Source organism: Desulfosporosinus sp. BICA1-9 (genome assembly GCF_000802135.1).
This window is the reverse complement of sequence record NZ_JUEE01000172.1, coordinates 1-24,154: the sequence shown is the minus strand read 5'-3', so window position 1 is coordinate 24,154 and position 24,154 is coordinate 1. Positions and strand designations below refer to the sequence as shown.

General features: G+C 40.5%; 28 protein-coding genes and 1 pseudogene. 11 read left to right on the top strand and 18 right to left on the bottom strand.

The annotated features are described in order from the left end of the window. Positions 1 to 14: 14 nt before the first annotated feature. A complete protein-coding gene (locus JL57_RS21675; protein ID WP_034144017.1) occupies positions 15 to 1,187 on the top strand; it encodes an MFS transporter in 1,173 nt (390 codons plus the stop codon). Between the two features lie 80 nt (positions 1,188 to 1,267). Here JL57_RS21675 and JL57_RS21670 read toward each other — a convergent pair whose 3' ends face one another. The 3 genes from JL57_RS21670 to JL57_RS21660 all read right to left on the bottom strand — a co-directional run bounded on the left by JL57_RS21670 (position 1,268) and on the right by JL57_RS21660 (position 3,873). Beyond that, positions 1,268 to 2,074, bottom strand: a complete 807-nt coding sequence (locus JL57_RS21670) for an ABC transporter permease subunit (RefSeq protein WP_034144016.1) — start codon at positions 2,072 to 2,074, stop codon at positions 1,268 to 1,270. Between the two features lie 51 nt (positions 2,075 to 2,125). Beyond that, the gene (locus JL57_RS21665; protein WP_034144015.1) at positions 2,126 to 3,001 is read right to left on the bottom strand and encodes an ABC transporter ATP-binding protein; all 876 of its coding nucleotides are present in this window, start codon (positions 2,999 to 3,001) and stop codon (positions 2,126 to 2,128) included. A 479-nt stretch (positions 3,002 to 3,480) separates the two neighbouring features. After that, a complete protein-coding gene (locus JL57_RS21660; protein WP_034144014.1) occupies positions 3,481 to 3,873 on the bottom strand; it encodes an MFS transporter in 393 nt (130 codons plus the stop codon). A 267-nt stretch (positions 3,874 to 4,140) separates the two neighbouring features. Here JL57_RS21660 and JL57_RS21655 point away from each other — a divergent pair, with 267 nt between their 5' ends. The 6 genes from JL57_RS21655 to JL57_RS21630 are packed head-to-tail and all read left to right on the top strand — an operon-like array spanning position 4,141 to position 7,335. Next, positions 4,141 to 4,347 carry a DUF1657 domain-containing protein gene (locus JL57_RS21655; protein ID WP_034144013.1) on the top strand — a complete coding sequence of 69 codons (207 nt, stop codon included), beginning with the start codon at positions 4,141 to 4,143 and terminating at the stop codon, positions 4,345 to 4,347. A gap of 15 nt (positions 4,348 to 4,362) precedes the next feature. After that, positions 4,363 to 5,220, top strand: coding sequence for a DUF421 domain-containing protein (locus tag JL57_RS21650; protein ID WP_034144012.1), 858 nt, complete (start codon positions 4,363 to 4,365; stop codon positions 5,218 to 5,220). A gap of 24 nt (positions 5,221 to 5,244) precedes the next feature. Continuing rightward, positions 5,245 to 5,724 carry a stage V sporulation protein AC gene (gene spoVAC, locus JL57_RS21645; protein ID WP_034144011.1) on the top strand — a complete coding sequence of 160 codons (480 nt, stop codon included), beginning with the start codon at positions 5,245 to 5,247 and terminating at the stop codon, positions 5,722 to 5,724. Continuing rightward, positions 5,725 to 6,729 carry a stage V sporulation protein AD gene (gene spoVAD / locus JL57_RS21640; protein WP_034144010.1) on the top strand — a complete coding sequence of 335 codons (1,005 nt, stop codon included), beginning with the start codon at positions 5,725 to 5,727 and terminating at the stop codon, positions 6,727 to 6,729. Positions 6,730 to 6,741: 12 nt separating this feature from the next. Next, positions 6,742 to 7,095: a stage V sporulation protein AE gene (spoVAE, locus tag JL57_RS21635; RefSeq protein ID WP_034144009.1), complete on the top strand. Its 354-nt coding sequence runs from the start codon at positions 6,742 to 6,744 to the stop codon at positions 7,093 to 7,095. A gap of 33 nt (positions 7,096 to 7,128) precedes the next feature. After that, a complete protein-coding gene (locus tag JL57_RS21630; protein WP_034144008.1) occupies positions 7,129 to 7,335 on the top strand; it encodes a DUF1657 domain-containing protein in 207 nt (68 codons plus the stop codon). Between the two features lie 62 nt (positions 7,336 to 7,397). Here JL57_RS21630 and JL57_RS21625 read toward each other — a convergent pair whose 3' ends face one another. The 9 genes from JL57_RS21625 to JL57_RS21590 all read right to left on the bottom strand — a co-directional run bounded on the left by JL57_RS21625 (position 7,398) and on the right by JL57_RS21590 (position 14,503). Beyond that, positions 7,398 to 8,618, bottom strand: a complete 1,221-nt coding sequence (locus tag JL57_RS21625; RefSeq protein WP_034144007.1) for an MBL fold metallo-hydrolase — start codon at positions 8,616 to 8,618, stop codon at positions 7,398 to 7,400. 16 nt (positions 8,619 to 8,634) lie between these two features. Continuing rightward, the gene (locus tag JL57_RS21620) at positions 8,635 to 8,838 is read right to left on the bottom strand and encodes a DUF3006 domain-containing protein (protein ID WP_034144006.1); all 204 of its coding nucleotides are present in this window, start codon (positions 8,836 to 8,838) and stop codon (positions 8,635 to 8,637) included. Positions 8,839 to 9,155: 317 nt separating this feature from the next. Continuing rightward, entirely contained in the window at positions 9,156 to 9,743 is a 588-nt protein-coding gene (locus JL57_RS21615) for a hypothetical protein (RefSeq protein WP_034144005.1), read from the bottom strand. A gap of 88 nt (positions 9,744 to 9,831) precedes the next feature. After that, positions 9,832 to 10,401: a universal stress protein gene (locus JL57_RS21610; RefSeq protein WP_034144004.1), complete on the bottom strand. Its 570-nt coding sequence runs from the start codon at positions 10,399 to 10,401 to the stop codon at positions 9,832 to 9,834. A gap of 173 nt (positions 10,402 to 10,574) precedes the next feature. After that, positions 10,575 to 11,288, bottom strand: coding sequence for a hypothetical protein (locus tag JL57_RS21605; protein WP_034144003.1), 714 nt, complete (start codon positions 11,286 to 11,288; stop codon positions 10,575 to 10,577). Then, on the bottom strand, positions 11,285 to 12,583 hold the full coding sequence (locus tag JL57_RS21600) for a sulfite exporter TauE/SafE family protein (RefSeq protein ID WP_034144002.1): 1,299 nt from the start codon (positions 12,581 to 12,583) through the stop codon (positions 11,285 to 11,287). The genes JL57_RS21605 and JL57_RS21600 overlap by 4 nt, the downstream gene beginning before the upstream one ends. An 803-nt stretch (positions 12,584 to 13,386) precedes the next feature. Next, positions 13,387 to 13,551 carry a hypothetical protein gene (locus tag JL57_RS35170; RefSeq protein ID WP_291300397.1) on the bottom strand — a complete coding sequence of 55 codons (165 nt, stop codon included), beginning with the start codon at positions 13,549 to 13,551 and terminating at the stop codon, positions 13,387 to 13,389. Between the two features lie 169 nt (positions 13,552 to 13,720). Further along, positions 13,721 to 13,951: a hypothetical protein gene (locus tag JL57_RS35165; RefSeq protein ID WP_291300389.1), complete on the bottom strand. Its 231-nt coding sequence runs from the start codon at positions 13,949 to 13,951 to the stop codon at positions 13,721 to 13,723. 84 nt (positions 13,952 to 14,035) lie between these two features. Further along, complete coding sequence (locus JL57_RS21590; RefSeq protein ID WP_034144001.1) at positions 14,036 to 14,503, bottom strand: hypothetical protein; 468 nt, start codon at positions 14,501 to 14,503, stop codon at positions 14,036 to 14,038. Between the two features lie 320 nt (positions 14,504 to 14,823). Between JL57_RS21590 and JL57_RS21585 the strand changes: the two genes are divergently transcribed. Further along, positions 14,824 to 15,066 carry a hypothetical protein gene (locus JL57_RS21585; protein ID WP_034144000.1) on the top strand — a complete coding sequence of 81 codons (243 nt, stop codon included), beginning with the start codon at positions 14,824 to 14,826 and terminating at the stop codon, positions 15,064 to 15,066. Positions 15,067 to 15,099: 33 nt separating this feature from the next. Here the strand turns inward: JL57_RS21585 and JL57_RS21580 are convergent, their stop codons facing one another. From JL57_RS21580 to JL57_RS21565, 4 genes are all read right to left on the bottom strand, one after another. Beyond that, complete coding sequence (locus tag JL57_RS21580; RefSeq protein WP_034143999.1) at positions 15,100 to 15,375, bottom strand: hypothetical protein; 276 nt, start codon at positions 15,373 to 15,375, stop codon at positions 15,100 to 15,102. 17 nt (positions 15,376 to 15,392) lie between these two features. Further along, entirely contained in the window at positions 15,393 to 16,043 is a 651-nt protein-coding gene (locus JL57_RS21575; RefSeq protein ID WP_291300388.1) for a hypothetical protein, read from the bottom strand. A gap of 233 nt (positions 16,044 to 16,276) precedes the next feature. Next, positions 16,277 to 17,734 (bottom strand): SLC13 family permease, encoded by a 1,458-nt coding sequence (locus JL57_RS21570; protein ID WP_034143997.1) that lies wholly within the window; start codon positions 17,732 to 17,734, stop codon positions 16,277 to 16,279. A gap of 653 nt (positions 17,735 to 18,387) precedes the next feature. Then, positions 18,388 to 19,929 carry an ATP-binding protein gene (locus JL57_RS21565; protein ID WP_034144040.1) on the bottom strand — a complete coding sequence of 514 codons (1,542 nt, stop codon included), beginning with the start codon at positions 19,927 to 19,929 and terminating at the stop codon, positions 18,388 to 18,390. A gap of 355 nt (positions 19,930 to 20,284) precedes the next feature. On the opposite strand from JL57_RS21565, the gene JL57_RS35160 reads away from it, so the two are divergent. From JL57_RS35160 to JL57_RS21555, 3 genes and pseudogenes are all read left to right on the top strand, one after another. Beyond that, complete coding sequence (locus JL57_RS35160; RefSeq protein ID WP_291299561.1) at positions 20,285 to 20,452, top strand: hypothetical protein; 168 nt, start codon at positions 20,285 to 20,287, stop codon at positions 20,450 to 20,452. 138 nt (positions 20,453 to 20,590) lie between these two features. Then, the gene (locus tag JL57_RS21560) at positions 20,591 to 21,199 is read left to right on the top strand and encodes a hypothetical protein (RefSeq protein WP_034140222.1); all 609 of its coding nucleotides are present in this window, start codon (positions 20,591 to 20,593) and stop codon (positions 21,197 to 21,199) included. Between the two features lie 525 nt (positions 21,200 to 21,724). Continuing rightward, a pseudogene (locus JL57_RS21555) lies at positions 21,725 to 22,054 on the top strand (SulP family inorganic anion transporter); the annotation flags it as partial. 76 nt (positions 22,055 to 22,130) lie between these two features. Here the strand turns inward: JL57_RS21555 and JL57_RS21550 are convergent. Both JL57_RS21550 and JL57_RS21545 read right to left on the bottom strand, forming a co-directional pair. Beyond that, positions 22,131 to 23,486, bottom strand: a complete 1,356-nt coding sequence (locus JL57_RS21550; protein WP_034140220.1) for a sigma-54 dependent transcriptional regulator — start codon at positions 23,484 to 23,486, stop codon at positions 22,131 to 22,133. A 103-nt stretch (positions 23,487 to 23,589) separates the two neighbouring features. Further along, the coding region (locus JL57_RS21545) for a hypothetical protein (protein ID WP_034143996.1) at positions 23,590 to 24,154 on the bottom strand (565 nt) is incomplete at its 5' end.

Here is a 24,154-nt window from a genome sequence, read left to right as displayed (position 1 = left end):
GAGGATGATAACAAATGCTCAAAGCTAATCCCGTACCAGAAGCCCAAATATGGAACAAGACTTTCTTTTTAATTCTGGTTGTCTCCTTTTGTATGTTTTTATCGATGTACATGCTACTCCCGACCCTTCCATTATATGCCCAAACCCTAGGAGGTAATGAGACCGTAGCCGGAACAATTGTCGCTCTTTTTACGCTCTCCGCTGTTTTAGTACGCCCTTGGTTTGGTAACTTGCTTGATCGGAAAGGAAGAAAAGCAATACTCATCATCGGAGTTGGGATTTTCCTTGTTTCAGCACTCGCCTACCACCTTACCTTTTCTATCATTACTTTACTAGCTCTTAGAGTAGTTCATGGGGTAGGCTGGAGTGCATCTACTACTGCCACTGGAACAATGGCTTCAGACGTAATACCGGCTTCCAGGCGAGCCGAAGGAATGGGTTATTACGGAATAGCTGCCACCATCGCCATGTCTCTTGGGCCAGCATTAGGGTTATACCTCGTCAAGTACAGCAGTTACTCCGTCTTATTTACAGGTTCAGCGATTCTCGCCGCGCTTGGATTGGCAGGCTCGTTTTTTATCAATTATGAAGCCCCTCGTAAAAATCAAGCCAAAGCTCCACTTGTAAAAGGTGTAATCCTAGAAAAGACCGCGCTACCTCCTGCTTTGGTTTTGTTCTTTATCACCCTAACCTATGGAGGAATAATTAGCTTTTTACCTTCCTACGCGAACTACCGGGGAGTTGAAAACATAGGGATGTTTTTTACGGTTTATGCTCTGGTATTATTGTTTGGCCGTCCGATCATCGGGAAAATGGCTGATCGGTATGGTGCGCGAAAATTTCTAGTTCCCGGAATATTATTAATAGCTATCGCTCTGCTTTTGCTGGTTACAGCAACTTCTATGCCTATGTTTCTGCTCGTCGGTGTTGTTTACGGTCTTGGATTTGGAACTGTACATCCAATATTAAACGCCCTGGTTATATCCTTATCGCCACCCGAACGCAGAGGCGCAGCCAATGCAACATTTGCCATGGCAATGGACTTAGGCATTGGGCTGGGCGCTGTTACTCTCGGCTTCTTAGCACAAAAAATGGGCTACGTATACATGTATGGCAGCTCAGCTATTTTCACTCTTTTAGCACTGGTTATGTACTACACCTTACTTCGTAAAAAGCTGCCCCATTAAACCCATTTTGCCGAGCGCCTCACAAGAGAGTCAAATATTTCGCCGCTCTCTTATTTGGCGCCAAATTGATCTTATAATCACTAAATAGCTAGATCCTGGGTTTCAAATAGTTTTTTGGTCAAGTACCATAGAAGCGCTGAAGCGACACTTAGCCCTATAATAGTCCACGTAGGATCTATTGTCCCCTCTAGTACCTCTTGCAGCTGAAACCATTGGAAAAGAGAGAAGTTTTTGAGCCAGGATAATTTACTACTGAGCCCACCCACAATATCCAGTCCGTAAAAGGCCAACGTCAACCCCGAAGCATAAGCTAAAGCCCTTTCTTCCTCAACAAACCAAGCTGAAAAAAAGAGACTATAGATTTCTATGAGCGAGAAAAAGGCCACTCCTAAGAGCCCTAATCGAAAATAACGCGCATAATTTATTTTAATTCTCGAACAAAATGTTCCAAAATATAGGCCAAGGATCGTAGCCGCGACAAGAATCGCGGTTGTACTCATTAAAACGACAGTTTGAGTTGCAAGAATCTCACTTCGCGATACTGGTGTAGAGAGAAGAAAAGCCAATGATCCATCATCCACCATCTTCGCAAGAACGGCATTTGCCGTTTGAATTCCATATAAGGCCATGAGCATTACCCAGATCCTTGCAAAAAACTGGCCCGATATAAAGGCCTCGAAGGTATCGATCCGGGCATTTTCAGAGATTCCAAACACAGTCTTGACCGTTGATGGCATAGACTCTGCGACCTGCGTAACAGCTGGATTTTTAGCAATCACAGGGTAAACCCAGGTTAAGAGTCCTTCATAAAGGATAATACCAGTTGAGATGGCAGCTACTTTCTTGCGATACTGCTTAAACATCGCTCGAAACAATGCCCTATTCATAGTCACCCCACCTTAGTTTGCCACTAAGCCTCTCGGCCAAAATTTTGACGACTATCGAAAAAAATCCATAAAAGCCTCTTCTAACTCCAGAGAACGTTGCTTAAAGCCTTTGACACGAACTTGGGCGAGAACCAACCACAGTCTATCCAGTTCACCCGCAATACGGATGACGAAGCATCTCCCTTGAATAGGGGTTAGCTCTAACTGACTCTGCTTGAGAAGCTCAGCGTCCTCTTCACTCTCGACTTCGATTTCGAAGGTTTGATACTCTGCTTCTCTAAGTTGAGAAATACTTTGAACGGCTAGAAGGTTCCCTTCTCGAATAATTCCGACCTGTTCACACGTGCGTTCAATCTCCGCAAATTGGTGGGAAGACATAAACAAAGTCTTCCCCTTTTTCTTTTCCTCGAGGATTAAATCAATAAATACTTTTTGCATTAAGGGGTCTAGTCCTGAAGTCGGTTCATCGAGGATGAGCACACTGGCATCCAACATCAAGGCTGATATAATCCCCAACTTCTGCTTCATCCCTTTAGACATCTTCCGGATGGGAATCTTTAAATCTAAGTCTAGAGAACGAACGAAATGATCTCGGTTCTTCTTTATTTGAAGACAATCACTGTGCATTCCAGCGATAAGATCTAAAAAATCAAGGCCTGTTAGGTTTTCCATAAAATGAAGTTCACCAGGAAGGTAACAGACGATCTTCTTCACTTCCGTCTTTTCTTTCCAGCAATCAAAACCGTTGATCGTGACTAGTCCAGAATCAGGCCTCAAAAACCCCATTAATAGGCAGATAGTCGTGGTCTTCCCTGCTCCGTTTGGACCGAGAAATCCAAACGCTGTTCCCTGATCGACCTGAAAGCTAATGTTCCATATTCCTCGCCCTTCGCGATATACTTTGGTCAGTTCCTTTACCTCGATCATAGCCTTCCTCCTTCCCGAGTTCCTGAGAAAGACCTCTTAATGTTTAACGCCACTCATCAATCGAACGGCTTTCTAGCGAAGAAATAGTAAGAGATTTTAGATTCTCCATGACCGAAACCGTCTTCCCGAGAAGAGCCAGCATACCTATTTCCATGGAAATTCACCTCCCATATCATAAGCGCTGTATAGAAAATCGGCTAGTGCCCGAAGACACTGTCTTCGCACGTGTTAGTTTAGCGGAGAAGCCTTCTAAGCGCGGGCGTTAGCCTAAGTTGCACTGATACTCCCAGAAAGTTTCATTCTGATTATATCAATTGGCTTTATACTTCCTAGCATCAAAACCAGGGCATTTAATCCCATCTTATTCTATACATTCCATTATATGTCTATCGGCGAGCCAGATGTGTCTGTCTCCCTAGTACTACAAAACTGGAGTATCAAATGGTTGTATCCATTTGTACTCCAGTTTTTGAACAATCTCATGATGCTTGAAAGTGCTTCTGCTTGCTAATTGGGTGTGTAATGTTCGGTAACTGATAAGATATTCCACTGGCGGTCAACAAAATAACCGTGGTCAAAATTGTCCATACAAGAGAGATGCAAACCATGACCACGCCGATTATCAAGACAAAACGTGTGCTATACCGTTTTAACAGAAACCCGGCTAATGGCATCCCTACTCCATAAATTAGTGCACTAATGGCCACAATCAGTGAAAAGTCCGTTCGAGACATCCCTAAGTCCGTTATAATTGGTTTGACAAAAGGGCCAACCCCCAGCCTAAATCCTACGGTCAACAGAGTTATCATCGAAGCTGCCATGACTATGTTCCAACCATGATACCTACTTTTGCTATTCTCTTTAACCTTCATCCTCTTCTTTCTACCTTTTACAACTTTGTCTAGCTAATCCCTATTAATATTTCTAAGATCTTGGCTGCATTATAAGATTCTCTATGTACATATCAGGAGATATATAGATATTAGCCCTTCTGAAAGCTTCATGCAACACTTCAATCTCATTTACTTATTACAATTCGTCTCAACTATTTTGGGAATATTGATCAATTCTCCAATTATCAGGCATTAAAAAGGGAGGTATTTGTTATACTAACATCATCCAAATGGAGGTTGATGAAAATGACGGTTGCTTCGCAGGTAAAACAAACCTTAGCAAGTTTAAAAGGAGTTCGGGGAACGTTAAATATGTATACTCTGCAAACAAGAGATGACGAAATTCAATCGGTTTACACTAATTCCTTAGAAATAGCCGATAACATTATCAGCGATTTAGAAGATCGACTAAAAAATCTTGAATTGGAAGAGCCTCAGTATAAAGGTAATTAAAAAGGGTGTGAAACTATGGAGGAACCGGTCTATCTCATTATAAGGTCACTAGTATTATTTTTTTTAGTTTGGTTCTCTGTAAGGCTGATAGGAAAAAGGAGTATAAGCAAAGTAAAACCTTTTAATTTGATGAGCTATATCGTTCTAGCCATCGTGACCACTTTAATGTCCTTAAACCTCATAGCCCTCGTACCGGGGTTTATAGTATTGCTAACCTGGCTTGTCCTTCCCTTAGCCCTTGATCTTTTAGCGATTAAGAGTGAAGTAATTCATCAGTTGATCAATGGAAAAGAGAACGTCTTAATTAAGCATGGCAAGATCATGGAGGAAAACCTTCTCCAAGTCAGAATGACCGGAGAAGACCTTTTGGCTGAACTACGTTCCAAGAACATCTTTAATCTTACAGACGTAGAGTTTGCAGTCATGGAGACGAACGGTGAGATTAATGCTTATCTGAAATCTGATCAGAAACCGGTAACTGCCCACGATCTAGGCCAAAAAGTAGCACCTCAGGCTGAACCCCAAACAGTCATCATGGATGGGAATATCCTTAATGAGCCCCTTTTCTCTTTAGGTCTAAACCAAGAATGGCTTAAGGTCGAACTTGAAAAAATGGGAGTTGCCCAGGAAAATGTGTTTCTGGGTCAGGTCGACTCCTCCGGGGACTTATTCTTAGACCTTTTTGATGATGCTGTTGAAATCCCCAAGCCTAAGGTAAAAGAGTTACTCTATGCTAACCTTCAAAAAGTTCAAGCAGATCTCTCAACGTTTTCTCTACAAACGGAGAACAAAAATGCCAAGAGCATGTATCTGAAAAACTCTCAAAAGATTGAGAATCTTTTAGATAAATTGCGTCCTTACTTGTTAAATTAATGAATTTAGAGGTGTTAGTGCCACATGTCCAACAAAAAGAAAAAAAAGCTTACTCCAACTCAGCTGGAATACCAAGCCTTTGCCCAGGCCAGAGAACCAAAAAGACCGATTGTCTTAAATTGCCTTAAGGCCTTTTTGGTAGGAGGTCTGATCTGCGTAATCGGTCAAGGTATACAGATGTTCTTTGTTACATACTTTCATTTTTCCCAAGAAAGTGCCGGAAACCCTACCGTAGCAGTTTTGATAATCCTGACTGTGTTACTAACTGGTCTTGGTGTTTTTGACCATATTGCCCAATGGGCCGGAGCGGGCACCATCATTCCAGTGACAGGTTTTGCTAATACCATGGCATCCGCAGCGATTGACCACCGAAGTGAAGGTTATGTGCTTGGAGTTGGCGGTAATATGTTTAAAATATCTGGCCCAGTTATCGTTTATGGTGTTTTCTCGGCGTTTGTTGTCTCATTGGTCGTTATAATTTCTAGAGCATTGGGTGTGATGTAAATGCTTCAAGGTCATCAAACATGGGTTTTCGATTCCAAGCCCACAATCATTGCCTCTGCAGCAGTGGGCGGTCCCCACGAAGCACAAGGTCCTTTGGCTGAGGATTTTGATCTCCTCCACGAAGATTTCTGGCTGGGACAAGATAGCTTTGAAAAAGCGGAAAAGAAACTTCAGGAGCAAGCTTGTGAGACAGCCATAAAAAAAGCCAATCTGAAAAAAGTAGATGTCCAGTTTTTGTTAGCCGGAGATCTCATGAACCAGACTGTCCCCAGCAGTTTCGCTGCTCGTACACTGGGGGTTCCCTTTCTTGGTCTTTATGGTGCATGTTCTACTTCAATGGAAGGTTTGGCTTTGGCTTCCCTACTTGTCGATAGTCGATTTGCAAAAAATGCTCTCGTTTGTGTCTCAAGTCATAATGCTGCTTCAGAAAAACAATATCGATATCCCACGGAATACGGTGCCCAAAAGCCGCCTACAGCTCAATGGACCGTGACGGGATCAGGTGCTGCCTTGGTTGCAGATCACGGAGAGGGTCCGAAAGTAACCTCTGCTACTATTGGTCGAGTCATAGATATGGGCCTTTCTGACCCCTTCAATATGGGGGCGGCCATGGCTCCAGCGGCAGTAGATACTATTGAGGCTCATTTCAGAGACTTAAATAAAGACCCTTCTTATTATGACGTTATCGCAACTGGTGACTTAGGCAGAGTAGGACATAGAATCGCTGGTGACCTATTAAAGAAACATGGTTTGAACATCCCCGAAGAAATTTTTACAGACTGCGGTATATTGATCTATAGAAAGGATCAGCCGATCGTATTGGCTGGAGGAAGTGGGTGTGCCTGTGCTGCAACGACAACGTTTGGACATTTTCTAAATCGGATGCGCAAAGGCGAAATCAAAAAACTATTGGTCATCGCAACCGGTGCCCTCTTATCCCCTATGTCTTACCAGCAGAAAGAAAGTATTCCATCGGTTGCCCATGCGGTAAGTATTGAACTATAAGGAGCTGTCACAATGGAAAAATTTCTCTGGGCATTTTTGATTGGAGGAGCTATTTGTGTCATTGGACAATTGTTATTAGATGGACTTAAACTAACTCCCGCTCACACAACAGTTACTTTAGTCGTAACTGGAGCAGTCTTGGGAGGATTGGGGCTTTATGATCCACTGATTAAATTTGCCGGTGCAGGAGCGACCGTACCGATTAGTAGTTTCGGAAATTCATTGGTCAAGGGTGCTCTTAAGGAATTTGATTCTACCGGTCCTATTGGAGTCCTGACTGGTATCTTTCAGATTACCAGTGCAGGCATATCAGCGGCAATTATTTTTGCTTTCATGGGGGCACTCATCTTCAGACCTAAAGGTTAAAAACGGGATACTCTAAAAAGGAGGTGATTACCGATGACAGTAGGTACACAGATGCAACAAGCGATAGCAACGGTTCAAAACGCCGCTGCAACCATGAAGACCTTTGCCCTAGAAACTCAAGATCAACAGGCAAAAAAGAGCTTTGAACAACTTGCCCAAACCTTTGATTCTGCTTTAAACGAATTGAAGGGACGAGCGCAATATATTGAACAGCAAGAACCCCAATATAAACAGCAGTAATAGCTTCTGAATTTAAACTAGCAATAAAGCAGAAATTTCCTGCCTTATTGCTAGTTTTTACTCTATTTTCGGGATACCAACTGCCCCTGAGCATCGTAAAGCATTCCTGGATCACCCTCATTATTCCAGATATTTGATTCCGTCCAAACAAGGACATTTGTTCCAGCTTGGGTTTGGGCATTTTTCCCGCTTACAACTTTAAGCGTCTCACCTCCGGGTAATTTTGTGCCCGATGGGAAAATAAATGTTTGATTGCCTTCTTCGCTAACTAACTTCCAACCAGTAAGGTTAACCGTGCTCTCATTACTATTTATTAAGGTAACAACTTCACCCCTTAAATCAATCGCTGAAATTATTAACGAACCAGTTGCTATAGCAGGAACTGGCTGTACGGCTTTGGGGCTTGACGACGGGCTGGAAGCAGCTAACTTTACGGTATCTCCGTCCGAAGTGGCAACAATAGTACCCGCTTGATCTGTGCTATACATTTGCACCCCCGCATTAGCCAGTTTATTCAACGTCACTTGAGCAGGATGCCCATAACTATTGTTTTCTCCAACGGATAGCACTGCGTACTTTGGATCAACAGCTTTTAGAAATGTACTTGTTGTTGAACTTGTACTACCGTGGTGTCCAACCTTTAACACGGTAGCCTGTAAATTCTGCCCAAGACTTAACATTTCTGCCTCCGATATATCTTCAGCATCTCCTGTTAATAGGAAGGAAACTTTCCCAAAGGTAATCTTTAAGATCGCACTGTAGTTATTGAGATCGTCATATTGGTCACTATTAGGTGCTAGGAATTCCCCTGATAGGCCTGTCACATCTAGCCTAACTCTGGCTTTAGCTCTAATTTTTTTAGCACCGCTGGCATTGACTGCCGAAATAAAATCCTCATACGTTTTTGTATTAGAAGTACCATTTGTCATATAAACCTGTTTTGGCGGAAAGCTGTGCATGATGGTATCTAGTCCACCAATATGGTCTTCATGTGGGTGAGTTGCAACGATGGCTGAAAGTTCCTTGATTCCCTGGGATTTCAGATAACTTACGATCCCAGGACCGTCATCAGCATTTCCACCATCCACAAGAATTGTCTGGCCGTTTGGAGCAATCACTAAAATGCTATCCGCTTGACCAACATCAAGGAAATGGACTTGTAATAGGGTTTGATTGGGTGCCGTACCAAGTGGCATCGCCTTGTCTGTTGTACCACAGCCAGCAAGAAGAAAGAAAGACAAGATAATCAGCGGTAAGCTAACCCGCCTATTCCGAAAGAACAATTAAGCAACTCCATTCCTACTCATCAAAGAGGTTATCTAACCTGTGTTTAGATTTTTCTGTGCGTTCCTTTGTCGCTACTACGTCAATACCCACATGTATGCTTATAACATCCCCTTCTTTAATCCCTGGTGGTAAAACGATGCGTGGCAAATTAAACGTGTCACGATTTTCTGTTTCGATAATCGCCCAATCTCCTTCAAATCGATCAATGATTAACATACTTACCTCCTTGCAAGTCAACATGAAATCACCCAACACAGTCGTAGTACAATTATATCATTGACTATGAACAATTCCATGGTCCCTGACTACATCTTTTATCCATTTACAATAAGAGCATAGAACATTATAAGCAAAAGTAGAAGTGTTAGTCTCATAAATAAAATCCTTTCATAGTAGATAATCTTAGTCTACCACGAAGGATTTATAACACATAGGACCCCTTAAATTGATTATCTGGTTTATTGCTTGCTTTGGTTTTAATTCAATCGGTCCTCAAGTAACCCTTGAAGACCGATTAAATAGTAAAACCGGCCTTATTGAATCCAAATATTGAGATGATCCTTATTCTCAATAATCTTTTCAGCTAATTTACTACCAACATAACGATAGTAATTTTTGCCGTCTTTTCTGCAAAAATGATTATCCGTGTCAATAAAACTTGAATTCGCTCCAACTCGATGGAGTAAGGGAATAAGATTCGTTTTATAAATATTAAAGCCCTCCATTGATCTTTCGAATTCATCTCCTAAGTTTGAAGTACTCCAAGCCTTAGGCCCTTTTTCAGGTGTTATCTCATAGACACGTCTCAAAAACTCAAAAGAAAAAGCACCTAAAGAAACTAGAATTCTTGGTTTATACTCAAAGGCAATTTCCCTGAACAACTCGATTTCTCTAGCTACTTCGGGTCCCCACCAATTTAAAGTATTAGGAATAATCCTGCTATCGCTAACCGCATTTCTTAAATAAATCTTCGAAGTTTCAATTCTAGTATTTATTTTTCTATATACTTTATCCTGAATTTCATCTAATACAGGTGTCCAATTGTCGTGGCTTATTGGGTGTTTTGGATTAAATAATACCCAAATTGGATTACTTCTTTCCCCGGACTCTTTCTTAATCATCTCACAGTCCCCTCATCAACAGATTAAGGCTGAAAAATATGGAACATGAAAATCGGTTTAACAGGTATTTCTTAAAAACCTTATCTAATTACTTATTAAAAACTTGGGGAAGCTTTTTAATTAACATCAAGGGTATAGGAGAGTTATTGATTAACAAACCAAAAAGCAAAACTTTCAATGTAGTAAGTCCCTGTGTACCCATAATGATCAAATTAAAAGAGTTTTTTGAGGCATAGTCATAAAGTGCCGCCAAAGTCTCAGAAATACCTGGATTACAATATATCATAACATGATTGACGTTCTCTGCTCTCTCTAAAAATACCCCGTTAGTATCGGAGAGAATCTCATGATATTTGTTTTTAACGGAGACATTAGATCTGTCAAAAACATGCTTCAGGCAATTCGAGGTTGAGCTTATCGGCCAACGATATTTATTTCCCTTTCCGTTACTTTTTGCCAAAGCCCAATTTACTAGGTCTTTTGTATCGATCCAACTATATTCTGTAATTTTAGAGTCTTCACAGCCTTCTTGCACCTGTACGACAGTCAAATGCATATTGGGCATATTCTTCAGTAGTATAGCAGTATGAACAGCCGCATAAAAGGCCTGCTGTGAATCATTAAAATAGAGGAGTACGTTAAACTTAGCATCATTCATGCAAATACTCCTTTCATCGAAGCGCACCGCTCTTAATCAATACGATCGTGCTGAGGATTACTTTTGCCGAAGCAGCTATCCCAAAAGCAACACTTACCGGCGAGAAGACATTAGTCTCCAGTAGAGACTAATGTCCCCAAAAGAACACTGATATTTGGTCTCAATTCTCAATTTCAGGCTACCTTCTTTTTCGATTTTCCAACGACAATACCAAGACCATCAAAGAGGTAGAAGAGTCCAAAACCGTACCATAACGTGTATGCAAGGTAGAAGCTGAGCAGGAAAATGAGACTTCCTTTATTCTCACTTACCTTCTTTATTTCTACTCCATAGTAATTGTAGCCCGGCTCAAGGGCCTTTTGCTGGACTTTGAGCAAGGCAGATCCTTCTAGAAACTGCGATTTAGCTTTCAGTGCGGCATCAATTTTCTTTAATGAGCTGTTCCAGTTGTAGGTTGCTTCACGGCCATCGTAACCATATTTTGCTTCCACTGTTTTACTATCATTGTGATACATTAAGTCGCTATCAGCTACGACGGCGCCTAGGATTTTTCCGAAATCTCCATCGATGGTCACTGAGGATTCTTTAACAGTCACAGTGGCGCCAGCTGTAGTGTATAATTCGCCCCATTTTTCGGCATCTGCGGGTGATGAAGCTTTAACGGTGAGGTTGATGTTTTTTCCCTTTTGACTTTCAGCAACTTTTTGAGCGTCTTTCATGAAATAGGCCGAGCCTTTTGACAAAGAGTTAAACATATCGTCTGCGTATTCCAGACCATTTCTGCCGTTACCGAAGTTGGGAGACATCATGCCAACGTAGACTAGTACAAAACTCACGAGCAATGCAACTCCGATGCCAAAAGTCTTTTTGTTTCGAACTACACTCATTGGGTAACACCTCCTTTGGTAACCTTAACATCATCCGCAGCAGACTCTGCCCGAAGCTTCGGTATATTAACAATAAATGTGCCTATAATCCAGACGGCAAAGATGGAAATTAGGCCGAAGAATAACCAGACTCCTATCGAGTTGATTAACGCGCCAGTAGAGTCAGTCATAGTGATATAGCCCATTTTTGCCAATTTTTCGGGCAAAGCAAATAGTCTGTTGACAAAGCCCGCCATTATGGCCAAGGCATAGAAGGCCTGGATCTGCGTACCGGGGACCACCTTGGTGGTGATAGCGCCTATTTGGATGCCGAATAACGAACCCAGTAGCATACCCATGGCTAGGGTGTAGAATACATAACCGTAGATAGCGTACTGTGCAATGGAACCGTAGCCTGCTGTAAAGATAATTTGAAATATATCTGTGCCCACAGTGGTTGCGGTGGAGATCCCGAGACCATAAACAAACATTGGAAAGGTAACGAAACCGCCGCCAACACCTAGTATTGAAGCTAAGAAGCCCGTCAATGCTCCGCATATTGCTACAAAGATGCCGGATATCTTTCTTCCGCCGGGGACCATGTGCTCATCAAATTTAATCATAGGAGCAAGGTTTATGGATTGTAGCTTAACTCCTAGTAATGTCATTGTCTCTGGGCCTCCGTGAGCGTCGCCACCGTCCTTAGGCGCATTTTTCCTATTTTCAAAATATTTGCTCATAGCGAAGAATCCCAGGAATCCCAACAGAACCACGTATATAGCACTTATTACGAAATCGCTCATTACAGGGTTGAAATTGTATAATTCGCGATTTAACTTACCGCCGCCTGTGACTCCCAGTCCAGAACCAACCAAAAAGGCAATGGCCAGACCCGCATGAACGTTACCCATTTTTTTGTGCAAGGTGGTGCCCATAATTGCCTTAGCAAAGATGTGAAACATGTCAGTTCCTACTGCCAATATTCCTTTTACTCCTAGGCTCATCAGCGCAGGCGTGATAACAAAGCCCCCGCCAGCTCCTATGCAGCCTGTAATAAGACCTGCAATGACACCCACGGCTATGGAGCCGTAAAAAGTTTCCGGTGAAAAATAGGATGGTCCGAAGGCAGCTTTACCACCGATAAAGGCCGGTAGAGTAGCTGCAGCATGAGCCATTGCTGGAATAAGCAAGGGCAGGGCCATTATGAACAGTATCAATAATTTCTTCCTGTTTTTGATAATATTAAAGGAAGTTTCAATCTCCCATTGAGCATGAGCCCTAGCGGCGCCCATTAAAGAGTTGTATAAAATTTTCATAGTCATCTTCCCTCCTCCATTGATCTTTAGTTCAATTGGAGCTTTTAGTTATTACAAAACCTCACTTTTTCGGAGATTTATGATATAATAACTAATGTCAAATTCTTTTAGCGGTCTTTTACAGACTGCTTTTTTTTGAGAACGCCTCTTGAACTTCATTGCTAAACTGATCCAACGCGTTCCACTTTTTTGTAATTTGTGATTTGTGATTTGTGATTTTTAGAACAATATTTAGTTTTAACTTTTTGCTTAAAACACTTCAAGATAGACAGGTTCCTTTTCTTCATTATCTGGACCTATATGAAACAAAAGTAATAGCTCACCTCTCCTTCTTTAGAAATTCCTTTCACAAGTTAACCTTAGCACTGCATTCCAGAGGTGTCTATAGTTAATACATATCCCCACAATCAATGATATCTATGGAATAATCCCCTAATTTGTGTCATGACGCCAAAATCGTGCGTTATTTGTAATAGAAGCAAGCCCAGTTACTCCTACCTAGATAGTTACTCTTGTAATGGGAAAAATCTCTCAAACCCCATATTAATGAATATAAAGAACAAATCCCTGATAATTGAAATATCTAATGACTTTCTTGTCCAATTCAAAAAAATAATTACCTGACAAAGTCTTCTGCATCAAACGATGGCCATGAATGGTGATGGTCGGGTGCCGCTGGCGTCAAGTGGATATAAAAAGAAGTGTAGCAAATGCAACACTTCCAATAAATCTCAATACTATAAAATTAAGGCAATTTTAGGCTTCTTGGTAACCAAGTCGTTGAGCAAATTCTCTCTTGCAAGTCATTTTCGGATAACCTTCAGGTTCGTTTTTGATCTCATACTATTAGGAAAATCGAGAGGTAGATTCTTAACCGACAATACCGGAATTGGTGACCTATTTTGTAAGGTATGCTCTAAACTGCCAAAAATTAAGTCTTTTAGAGTTGTAAGTCTCCGAGTGCTCATAACTATTAGGGCAATTGACTTTTTTCTTGTATACTCGAGAAGTGCGTCTACCGCCTCGGGAATACTCGGATTGCAATATATCACTTGATGACTAACGTCTTCCGCTCTATATAAAAAAACTTCATTGGTTTTGCTTAGAATTTCATTATACCTACTTATAGCGCCCGAATCAGCCCCCCCCCATAATATCTATCATCCAATTCAGGGGTGGGCTGATCGGCCAAGAATTAATGAGACTATTTTTAGCACCCATTGAGCCGTCATTGCTTTCTTTTAGCTGCACAATGTCTAAATGCATGTTAGGCATATTCGTTAATAAAATAGCGGAGTATACAACTCCCCAAAAGTCATGCTGTGACTCATTCGAGTAAAGAAGTACATTAAACTTTGCTTCATTCATCTCAAATACCCTTTCTCAAATAGTACAACACTTAACTGCTGTAAGGTTTTTCGCGCTTTAGCTACTATTCTGAGGCCTAAGCCCTTACCCAAAAGATGCGATTAAAGAACTGTTGGAAAAAATATTGTAATGCTTAAAATCTATATTACCGCTCATCCAAGTTTCTGAAACAATATGATTTTTCTTTTCGCCTGAAGCGTCCCTGATCGAGCAAGTTATTTGAATAATAAACTGTTCTTCTGAGGGGTTACCGCCTAACTCCCGAATCATCAGTGTGGCAACGTCAGCTGGTAGATCGTGTAACTCTTCTTGGCTAAATGGCACATCCGGTCTAATCTCCATAGTTGCTTTAAACGATCGTTTGACCATACCTTCTAGGAAAACTGTCCCCACATTTGTCGTAAGAGTTGCTATAGGCCGTTTGGCCCGAACCCTATTATTATATAATTCAAACTTGAAATTACGCTCACCCTCCGGTCGATTCACTGGTACAACATTTAAAAACGTGCCTCTAGTGTTCCCGACCCCATAATTAAGGGATTCTTCTCTCATTATTAACCCTCCTTTCACTTGGAGCGAAATGTTAAGTGTAAGAATTTTTTCTGCGTCATAACGAAAACCGATTAAATTTCTTAGCGACCTTTTCAGTCTGCTTTCTATTAATAATATCAAGCCCTAATTCTTCATGGACCTTAATTTGAAAATCTAGCCTCCTTACTTCTTATTTGTCTGAAATAATCCTAATTAAAGATTATCATTGTATTTTTATCTCGTATATAGGAAAACAAAATGCTTATAATTAATTTATATAATGGTAATTCTAGTTATAAGAAAGAGCTAGACAACCGTCGCATAGAGGGAAGGTGAAATAGTTGGAAAATGCTAATGAATCCTTAGAATTTCTTTTAGAATTTGAAAAGAAGTACTGCAACTCATCAAAGCTTGTTAACTCTCAAATGATGTATTGGTATTACAAGATTTTGGGCATTAGATCCTGGAAAGAAGTCGTTCCAGAAATTGATGATTGGGTTTATCACTATGAACGATTCTTGGATTGCGGTGGAGATCCTTACCACTTAAAGCAAGCAGGATCCTTTCTAGGACGGTATTTCTAAGGCGAAAACAAATAGCTACGGCTATAAACGCTTTTACTTGGCACGTGTAGCCAACCCTGGGAAATTAGAAACCGATTCTAGTAGTGTACACGTAGCCGATTTCTCTGTAACGTGATCTTTAACCTCCGAACTAGATATACTGTCTGATTCGATATTAGGAATAAGAATTGGATTGTCTAATATTGAGCTATCGTCTGGTATTTCCCCGCTGAGTGAAACGCTTCCACCGGCTTCTTTCACTATTCTAATGAACGCCTTTAACTCATGGAGAGAAGTGAAATCAATACTAGCCACACATTTAACTTCCATTGTCCATCCCCACAATCTTAAAAAGTATTGTTTTGATCATTTTTCTCCTTCACCCATATTTTAAAACTATCCTTATTTTCAATTATCTTTTCAGCGAGCTTTGTTCCTACATCATGAAAGTACTGTTCGCTGTCATTGCGACTCAAATAATTTTCTGTTTCTAAGACCATATCACTCCCAATCACTCGTCGAAGTAAGGGAATCATATTTGTTTGGTTCACATCGAAATTCTTAATTGATATTTCAAATTCATTCCTTATAATTGAAGAACTCCAATACTTAGGTCCTTTTTCTGGCTTGATCTCGAAGACACGTCTCATGAATTCAAAGGGAAACCCACCAATAGAAATCAGCATCTTTGGATTGTATTCAAGAATAAAATTCCTTAACAACTCAATTTCTGTAACTACTTCGTCTCCCCACCAATTTAATGAACTAGGGACTATTCCACAATCACTGACAACACTCCTAATGTAAATATTAGTTGTATCAATTCTGGAATGTATTTCCCTATAAACTTTGTCTTGTATCTCATCTAAGACATGTTTCCAAATATAATTGACAACATCAAGGTATTTTGGATTAATTAATAGCCAAATTGGATAGCTTTTATCTCCTGAATCCCTGTCTACTAAAGGGATATATTTATCGCGTGAAAAGCCGGCCAACGAATCCCCACCCTTCATAGTTTTAGGTTACTTCGACCCAATTAACAAATCATTTGACGTGAATCTGTTAACATTTGTTGTGATAGCCGGCTTCTCATAGTCAGAATTTTGTGATATAATTTAAATACGATTAAATTTCTTAGCGGCCTTTCGAGGCTGCCTTTTTTTATTTCTTGAGAGACACGTTCCCTCGATTCTAACTATTATCTAAGTCGCTCTTAATACATACTTATCTATTTCAGAAGCGGAGACAAACCTACCAGTGGCCAGTAGGTAAATGTCATGATTACCAAGATGCCCATGATTAGTGCGCTTGCAGGAATACCACTCACGAAAAATTCGCCTGTCGTAAACTGCTTAGATTCATAGGCCATGGCGTTAGGAGCTGCACCAATCAGCAGTAAGAAAGGCATACCCGCCATTGCTACGGCACCATAGAGAACAAGCTCTGGATTAACGCCTAAATACTGAGCCATAACAAGAGCTACAGGTAAGGTAATTGCAATAGCTGCTACATTCATAATAAAATTCGTCATGATCAATACCAAGAAGCAAACAGCTAATAAGAACACTATCCAGGGTGCACCAGATATCATTCCTAACCACTTGATCGCAATCCATTGAGCGGCACCTGTCTGCCATAGGCAGAAGCCAATACTCATGGCACCGGAAAATAATAAAATAATGTTCCAAGGAATTTTTTTCTCCAGATCCTCAACCGTCAATACATTGGCGAGGAAGAATAATATTCCTGCTAGCAGCAAAGGAACTGAACGGTCCATGGTCTTTAAAGCTGGGATAATGGCTTGTAATACAAGCATTACCAAAGCAAAGAACACCACGGTCCCAACAAATTTTTCTTGTTTGCTAACTGGTCCAAGTTTTGCATACTCGGATCTCGCCTTAGCACGTAAGCCAGGGATATGAGTTTTTTCAGGCTTGTAAATGACCAATAACAGTGCCCAAATAAGAAATACTGCTGCCCATCCAAAGGGGGCCATGTGAATGGAATAGTCAACAAAAGAAACCTCTTTACCAGTAAACTGAGTATAGAAACCAACCGCTGCGGGGTTACGTGCCCCACCTAAGAGGGTACAGATACTTCCTGCTCCTGCAGTGTAGGCCATTCCTATGAACAAAGCCTTACCAAATTTGGTGGGTTTGCCATCGGAGTTTTCTCCATTATACAAGGCCAAAATTGTCACTAAAATCGGAAACATAGTAGCCGCTACGGCAGTGTGAGCCATAATATGGGTTAATAATGCCGTAATAATAAAGACTCCTAATAAAATCTTTCGGGTATCTTCACCCACCACATCTAACATTTTATAAGCGATTCGCTTAGTTATTCCGGCTTTAGTGAAAGCTAAACCAATGAGTAGAGATCCTAAAATAAATACAACCGTGGGATCCATAAAATCCCTAAACGCTTCCTTAGCTGGACGAATTAGGAATAAGGCTTGAACAACACCAATCATTAGGCTAGTAACCCCGATGGGAGTTACTTCAAAGACCCACCAAATACTGGCTAGAAAGAATAAACCAATTGCTGCTTTACCTTGTTGACTTAACTCAAAGGCTTTACCGCTGGGATCTACCGCCGGTCCAAATTGTGGAGCATAAAAGAATACGAAAAACAATGCTATACCAAGCAAAATAAAGAAAACTCGTTTTGTATTGTTGCCACTCATATTTCTACACCTCTCTCTCTTTTTTTAAGGTGCCTATTTATGCGGTTCTAAGGGGCACTAACGACCACCTTACAAGAAAAATCACCTAGCACTTGACACACTTTTCCTTCATTTGTGATATAATATCATTACGATTAAATTTCTTAGCGGCCTTTCGAGGCTGCTTTTTTTATTAGAATCTTTTGTGACTAGAACACTTTCCAACTTTGTTTGTCCATGTAATCCCTCAAATCACTAAAGGCCCATACAGCCACAAAGCTTAGAAACTTCCTCGGAAGTCATTAAGTCAGAGCAACCTCCTTTCACTTCTGTTATGTGACTATACTCACAAGTAAAGGTTATCATTGTGATAGCATTGCGTCTATAGCAATTCAATATGCTCTTAATCGATTTACGCTATTGCCAAAACAAACACTATAAGAACTTTTTCTCTGATATCAGTTGAAATTATCATTATTTTAGATCCTTTGCTCTTTCTCTGTACGAAAAAGGTGCTACCAGTTAAGTGTTTGCTTCTCAGAATCTTCTCCACGGCATTTAAAGACTATAACTATCACCTTTCAATTCTTTCATAATTAATTAGAACTATTATCAAAAAAATTGCTACGAAGAAAAAGTAGTTTTTCTTCGTAGCAATTTTTTTCACTCTGAGATTAATAAAGTAATAAACTCTCTTTTAATGGATGCAGGTTCGATTTAGGTATACTTACCGCCATTGTAGTCCCTTTAGGGGAAGTTTCAGAAACCCAAATTTTACCCATGTGCATGTGAATAATTTGATAACTGATGGACAGACCTAAACCAGTCCCATCGTCTCTTGTCGTGTAAAATGGATCAAAAATCCGAGGAAGATCATTGGCCTCAATGCCGGATCCCGAATCGATAAAATATACTTCAATGGTCTCTTCTTTGGCCATTGATTTGATGATAAGTTTACCGCCACCATGCATTGCTTGAATAGCATTTAAAATTAAATTAACAAAGACCTGTTTCATTCGATCCATGTCAATGTTTACCAGAGAGAGATTTGATTCAAACCTTTTCTCCAGCCCAATTTTATTTTGCCGTAACATTGGATAGGTAAAGGTAAGAACAGATTCTAATAAACTATTCATCTCGGTGGGACTAACGATAGGTTTACTAGGACGACCAAAATCCAACAACTCTTTAATAACGTTATTGCCTCGATCTATTTGCTCACAAATAACCCGAGTATATTCCTTCAACCCCTCTTGATTTTTAAATTCTCCCTCCATAACCTGGACAGTCGCTTTAACAATCCCCAAGGGATTTCTTAATTCATGGGCAACTCCTGTAACGAGGCGACCAAGCGCTACGAGTCTTTCGGATCGCGTTAATTCTTCTTCCAGTCGTTTCTTTTTCTTTAGGTTATCAGCCATATTGTTAATGGCTTGGACGACTTCTCCGATTTCCCCCGGCATGGCAGGTAGCCGCTTGTTACTATCTTCCTGCATACGCAGGATTCCATTTTTAATCATCTGTACTTCAGTGGCCAAGTTATGAATGACATAAAGAGCGGCTCCTAGACCAAAGATCAGTCCAAAAAGCGTCAGGTATCGAGTGATTAGGCTAAATTGCCTACTCTGGGCAAAGACCGGATGAACCTGCTCGTCTGCCCAAGCTATAGCAATTAGTTTTCCCTGCTGCATTACCGGCATTAAATATTCAAAGGTTTGGTTTCCAAGTGACCCGGTGATACGAGAAAGTGGTTTTTTTGTAGCATTAACAGCGACTAGACCTGAGGAAGCTTCGTCTAAAATTCGATACTCTCTCGCTTTGATTTCTTCGGGTGTTTGAGGCCTGTATTGGTGGAGAAAACCATTTACAAAAAGGTCTTTTGTTTCAGGAATGTAAAGACCCAGGCGTACTCCAGGGTTTGCATCTGCCAATGGTTTAGCAATTATATCAAAGGCATTTGCAATTATGCTTGTATCCATAAGAGCGAGGGAGGTGTTGGATTCTACATTTGCACGGTCCAGAACTTCTGTTAATCCTTGAACTGTGGCGTTAACCATGGTACCCAAGCGCTCTTCCTTTGTTTTTAAAAGCATTTCATCTTTGGCACCAGAAAAAAAGATGTCATACATCATCACTAGAATGGGGATTAATAAGATGGCAGAAACAGTGATCATTATTTGAGAAGCGAAGGATTTATTTTTCAGAATTCTTAACAGGCCAACGCCTCCTCTGCATGAATTCAGGCAATTCATTTCCAGTTGTTCAAAATCAAACAAAGCCTAATGCCTGTTATAAAGAACACAAGTTGTAGACTTAAAAGTTGCTTATGGTAAATCTGGGCTCAAGGAATTTAGTTTCCCGCAGATTGAGATGTCTGAAAACATACAAAGCATAACAGAAAAAGTGGTAAAATGGCTGGCATGATAATTGCATAAATAACTACATAAGTGATACTCAGAAAATAAAGGTAAGTATTGCTTCAATATCTCATAAATGTAAGAACCAACATCTTCATGGGTCTCATATTAAACAATAGGAGAGATAACTTAATTTAAGGAGGGGGTAATTCTTATGAAGACTACTCAATTCATCGAATGGGTTCAAGAAGTGTTTGATTCATGCAATATCCACAATGAGATGGAAACGAGCAAGCTTATTGTGGAAGTGATGAGAAAATTCCACTCTCGAAACAAGGAAAAAATCCAAGATCCAGTAACAGTCAGTGCAATTCTACGGTAGAAGGTAAACCAACACTAACATTATAACATTATTCCGTCTATATCAAATCAATAAATCAATCGCATAGTATTCTGATGGAACTAAGCATTCGTTCTTTACACGTTTAAAGTGGATTTAGCATCGAAAGGTGGGATTTGTTTGTCCAGCTTAGTACTTAATAATGATTTAACGTTTGTTGATAGAATGAATAAAGAATCCGGAGATAGATCTTGTCCGATTTGGCTACTAGTTAATCCCAAATATCCTGCTGATATTTACGATATTTGGTCTCTCATAATGTATGAGATTCAGGACCAGGTATATCGTAAACTCCATGCCAGAATTAATAGTAAAAATATTTTCATAATGAATACGATTAGCGATATTGGAAGAGTTCCTGATGCTTCAAGTGAAGCACAGGTAGCTCAAGAAATTGCATTCTTAAGGGAAAGTGTCCTCGAACATCAACCCAAACTTCTAATTACTTTCGGTACCATTACAAATGAGTTTGTTAGGCGCGTCTTCGTTCAAAGGCCTGAGAATGGGCCTAAGTATTGGAGTACTAGTAACATAGCAGATGAATTTGAACGATCTATTGCGAACTTTGATATAAACCAAACAAATTGGATTCCTTTAGTTTGTCGAGTAACGAAGAAAACTAAGAGCCTTAAAGATTGGGAAGACATCGAAAATTACTATCATGATATTGCAATCAAGATTGCCGAAAAGATAATTGAAAACAAGGATGGTCTTAAAATATGGATTTGATAAGCGACAATTAGAAGAGATTGCAATGGAGAAAGGACGATAAATATGGGTGCTTGGAAATTCATTTGGGGGTTCTTGGTTTTCTTCGGTTATTGGCTCTGGCATTGTGATGAAGAAACCTTAGACAAAGCGCTAAATTGACGTAATGTCATCATTTCACCCCAAAGCAACTGGTTCAAAAAGTCTGGGCGCCTATGAGCGACCGAGGCGCCCTCGGTCCTTTTATTGTTCTTGTTCATTGGACGCTTCCCGTCAATTCTTTGATAAGTACGCCTTCTTCTCTGTCTTCGTTTGACAATCCATTTTCCCTCGTGCTTGAAATCAGACAATCGACTTCTAGCTGTTTGAAAACAAACAAGGGGGAATCTTCCCCTTATACAAGGCAAAGATTCAAATTAGTGGAATATCCCCATTGGATTGCAGGCGGTTAAAAGTACCATATTTCACGAACTAAATCCTCTCAAACTTTAAAACTTGATCGAGTTTAGCTAATAGGTTAAACAAAATTTGTTTGGGGGTATAATGATGAGCATCATTAAATTTATCCCGATTTTAGATACCTTAATCAATTATGACAGAAATAACCTTCGCTTTGATCTAATTGCTGCCCTAACGGTTGCAGTCGTCGCGTTACCACAAACCATGGCTTATGCTATGATTGCAGGTGTTCACCCCGCTTACGGCTTATATTCAGGTATTGTGCTAACCATTCTCGCTTCATCATTTGGTAGTTCCAACCAGTTAGCAACTGGCCCCACCAATGCTATCTGTCTCTTGATTGCTTCTTATATGATACCCTTTGCAGGGAATGATAACTTCTATGCTAACTTGTTTCTTTTAATCTTTTTAATTGGCTGCACTTAGAGGTGACCTTCATGATATACCTCCCTTTGAAATAATTAGCCAATCGTAACCAATTTCGTGGTTTTTCCTACAACTTGATTTGGTACTTTTGTGCCCTATACAGAAGCGCCGATCGAGTAAGGCCTAGCAATTGAGCCGCTTTAGTTTGATTCCCAGTACTTTTCTCAAGAGCCTTAAGAATCAGCTCTCTTTCGACCGCATCAAAGGAGATCCCCTTGTCTGGGAAATTAAGAATCAACCCACGATCGGCCGCATTTTTACTGTTTTCAAGTTTTTGTATTTCCTTTGGTAAATGCTGTACTTTGATATCATTTCCCTGAGAGAGAATAACAGACCTTTCAATCACGTTCTGTAACTCTCGGATATTCCCAGGCCACTCGTAATTCATCAGTAACCCCAAGGCTGCAGGAGAGATCATTTGTTCCTGAGAGGGGTTAAATTTTTGCAGAAAGTGCATCACCAATAAGGGGATATCTTCAGTTCTTAATCTTAAGGGGGGAATGTGAATCGGCAAAACATTTAATCGGTAGTAGAGATCCTCACGAAAAGTCCCTTTTTTAATACAATCCATCGGATCTCGATTAGTAGCTGCAATAATCCTTACATCAATTTTGATACTTTCTGTACCTCCTACCCTTTCAAACTGCCTTTCCTGAAGAACTCGCAGCAGCTTTACTTGCATAGACAGTGGCATTTCAGTGACCTCGTCAAGGAAAAGTGTTCCTTTATCAGCCAATTCAAAACGACCCGTTTTTCGAACCACAGCACCTGTGAAGGCACCCTTCTCATGGCCAAACAACTCGCTTTCCAGTAATGACTCCGGTAGTGCAGCACAGTTAATAGGCACATAGGATTTTTCACGTCGATAGCTTAGGTTGTGAATCGACAGCGCCGCAACCTCTTTGCCTGTCCCGCTTTCCCCGGTAATTAATACCGTGGCATTACTGTCAGCTACCCTTTCGACTAGTGTATTAACTTCTTGAATCGCCGAACTGTTGCCTAAAATTCGGCCGTGTTTTTTGTTTAGTTCTGAGCGTAGAAAAACAACTTCTTCCCGTAAACGACTAACCTTTAAGGCCTGTTTTACGACTATCTTGAGCTCATCAAGATCAAATGGTTTGGTAATATAGTCAATTGCCCCCAGTTTCATGGCTTCGATGGCAGTGTCAATTGACCCATGGGCAGTTATCATAATGACCGGAAGCTTCGGAATAAGCTCTTTAGCCTTAACCAATACGTCTAACCCATCCATTTCAGGCATTTTGAGATCAAGAATAACCAAGGAAGGTGTTTCATTCTGGATTAGTTCTAGGCCTTCTTTCCCCCCGGTGGCAGTTATCACCTGATATCCTTCCTGACGGAGGCCTTTCTCGAGAGCCCAACACAGATGCTCTTCATCATCAATGATAAGAATCTTATTCAATAAAAACACTTCCTTCGCTTAACGGAAAGTGAGTTACCACCATTCATTCGTTAAGGGCTCTGCGCTTTCAGCATTAGTAATCCTCAGACGGTTAGTACTCGATTCACTTAATCCAAATATCTAGCTGATCCCTGTTTTCAATAATCTTTTCCGCAATGTTAGTCCCAACGTGTTGAAAATAAGTCTCACTGTCAGTCGGAGATAAAATATTACGGGTTTCTATGAATTTATCACTGGCAATGACTCGACGCAGTAAGGGAATCCTGTTTGTTTGATTTATATCAAAGTCATCAATAGATTTCTCGAACTCATTTTTCAAAATAGAAGTGCTCCAAGCCTTAGGTCCTTTTTCCGGTTTAATTTCGAAGACGCGCCTTGCAAATTCAAAAGGAAAAGCACCAAAAGAGATCAGCATTTTTGGCTTGTGTTCTTGAACAATTGCCCTGTAATATTCAATTTCTTTGGCAACTTCCTTACCCCACCAATTTAAGGTATTCGGAACTATTCCGCCATCGACTACGGCGCTCCTAATATAAATATTTGTAGTATCTATCCTGGTTTGAAAATCCCTAAATACTCTGTCCTGGATCTCATCTAACACAGGTCTCCAAATATCATAGCGAACTGCTGGGTATTTTGGATTTATTAACAGCCAAATTGGATAGTTT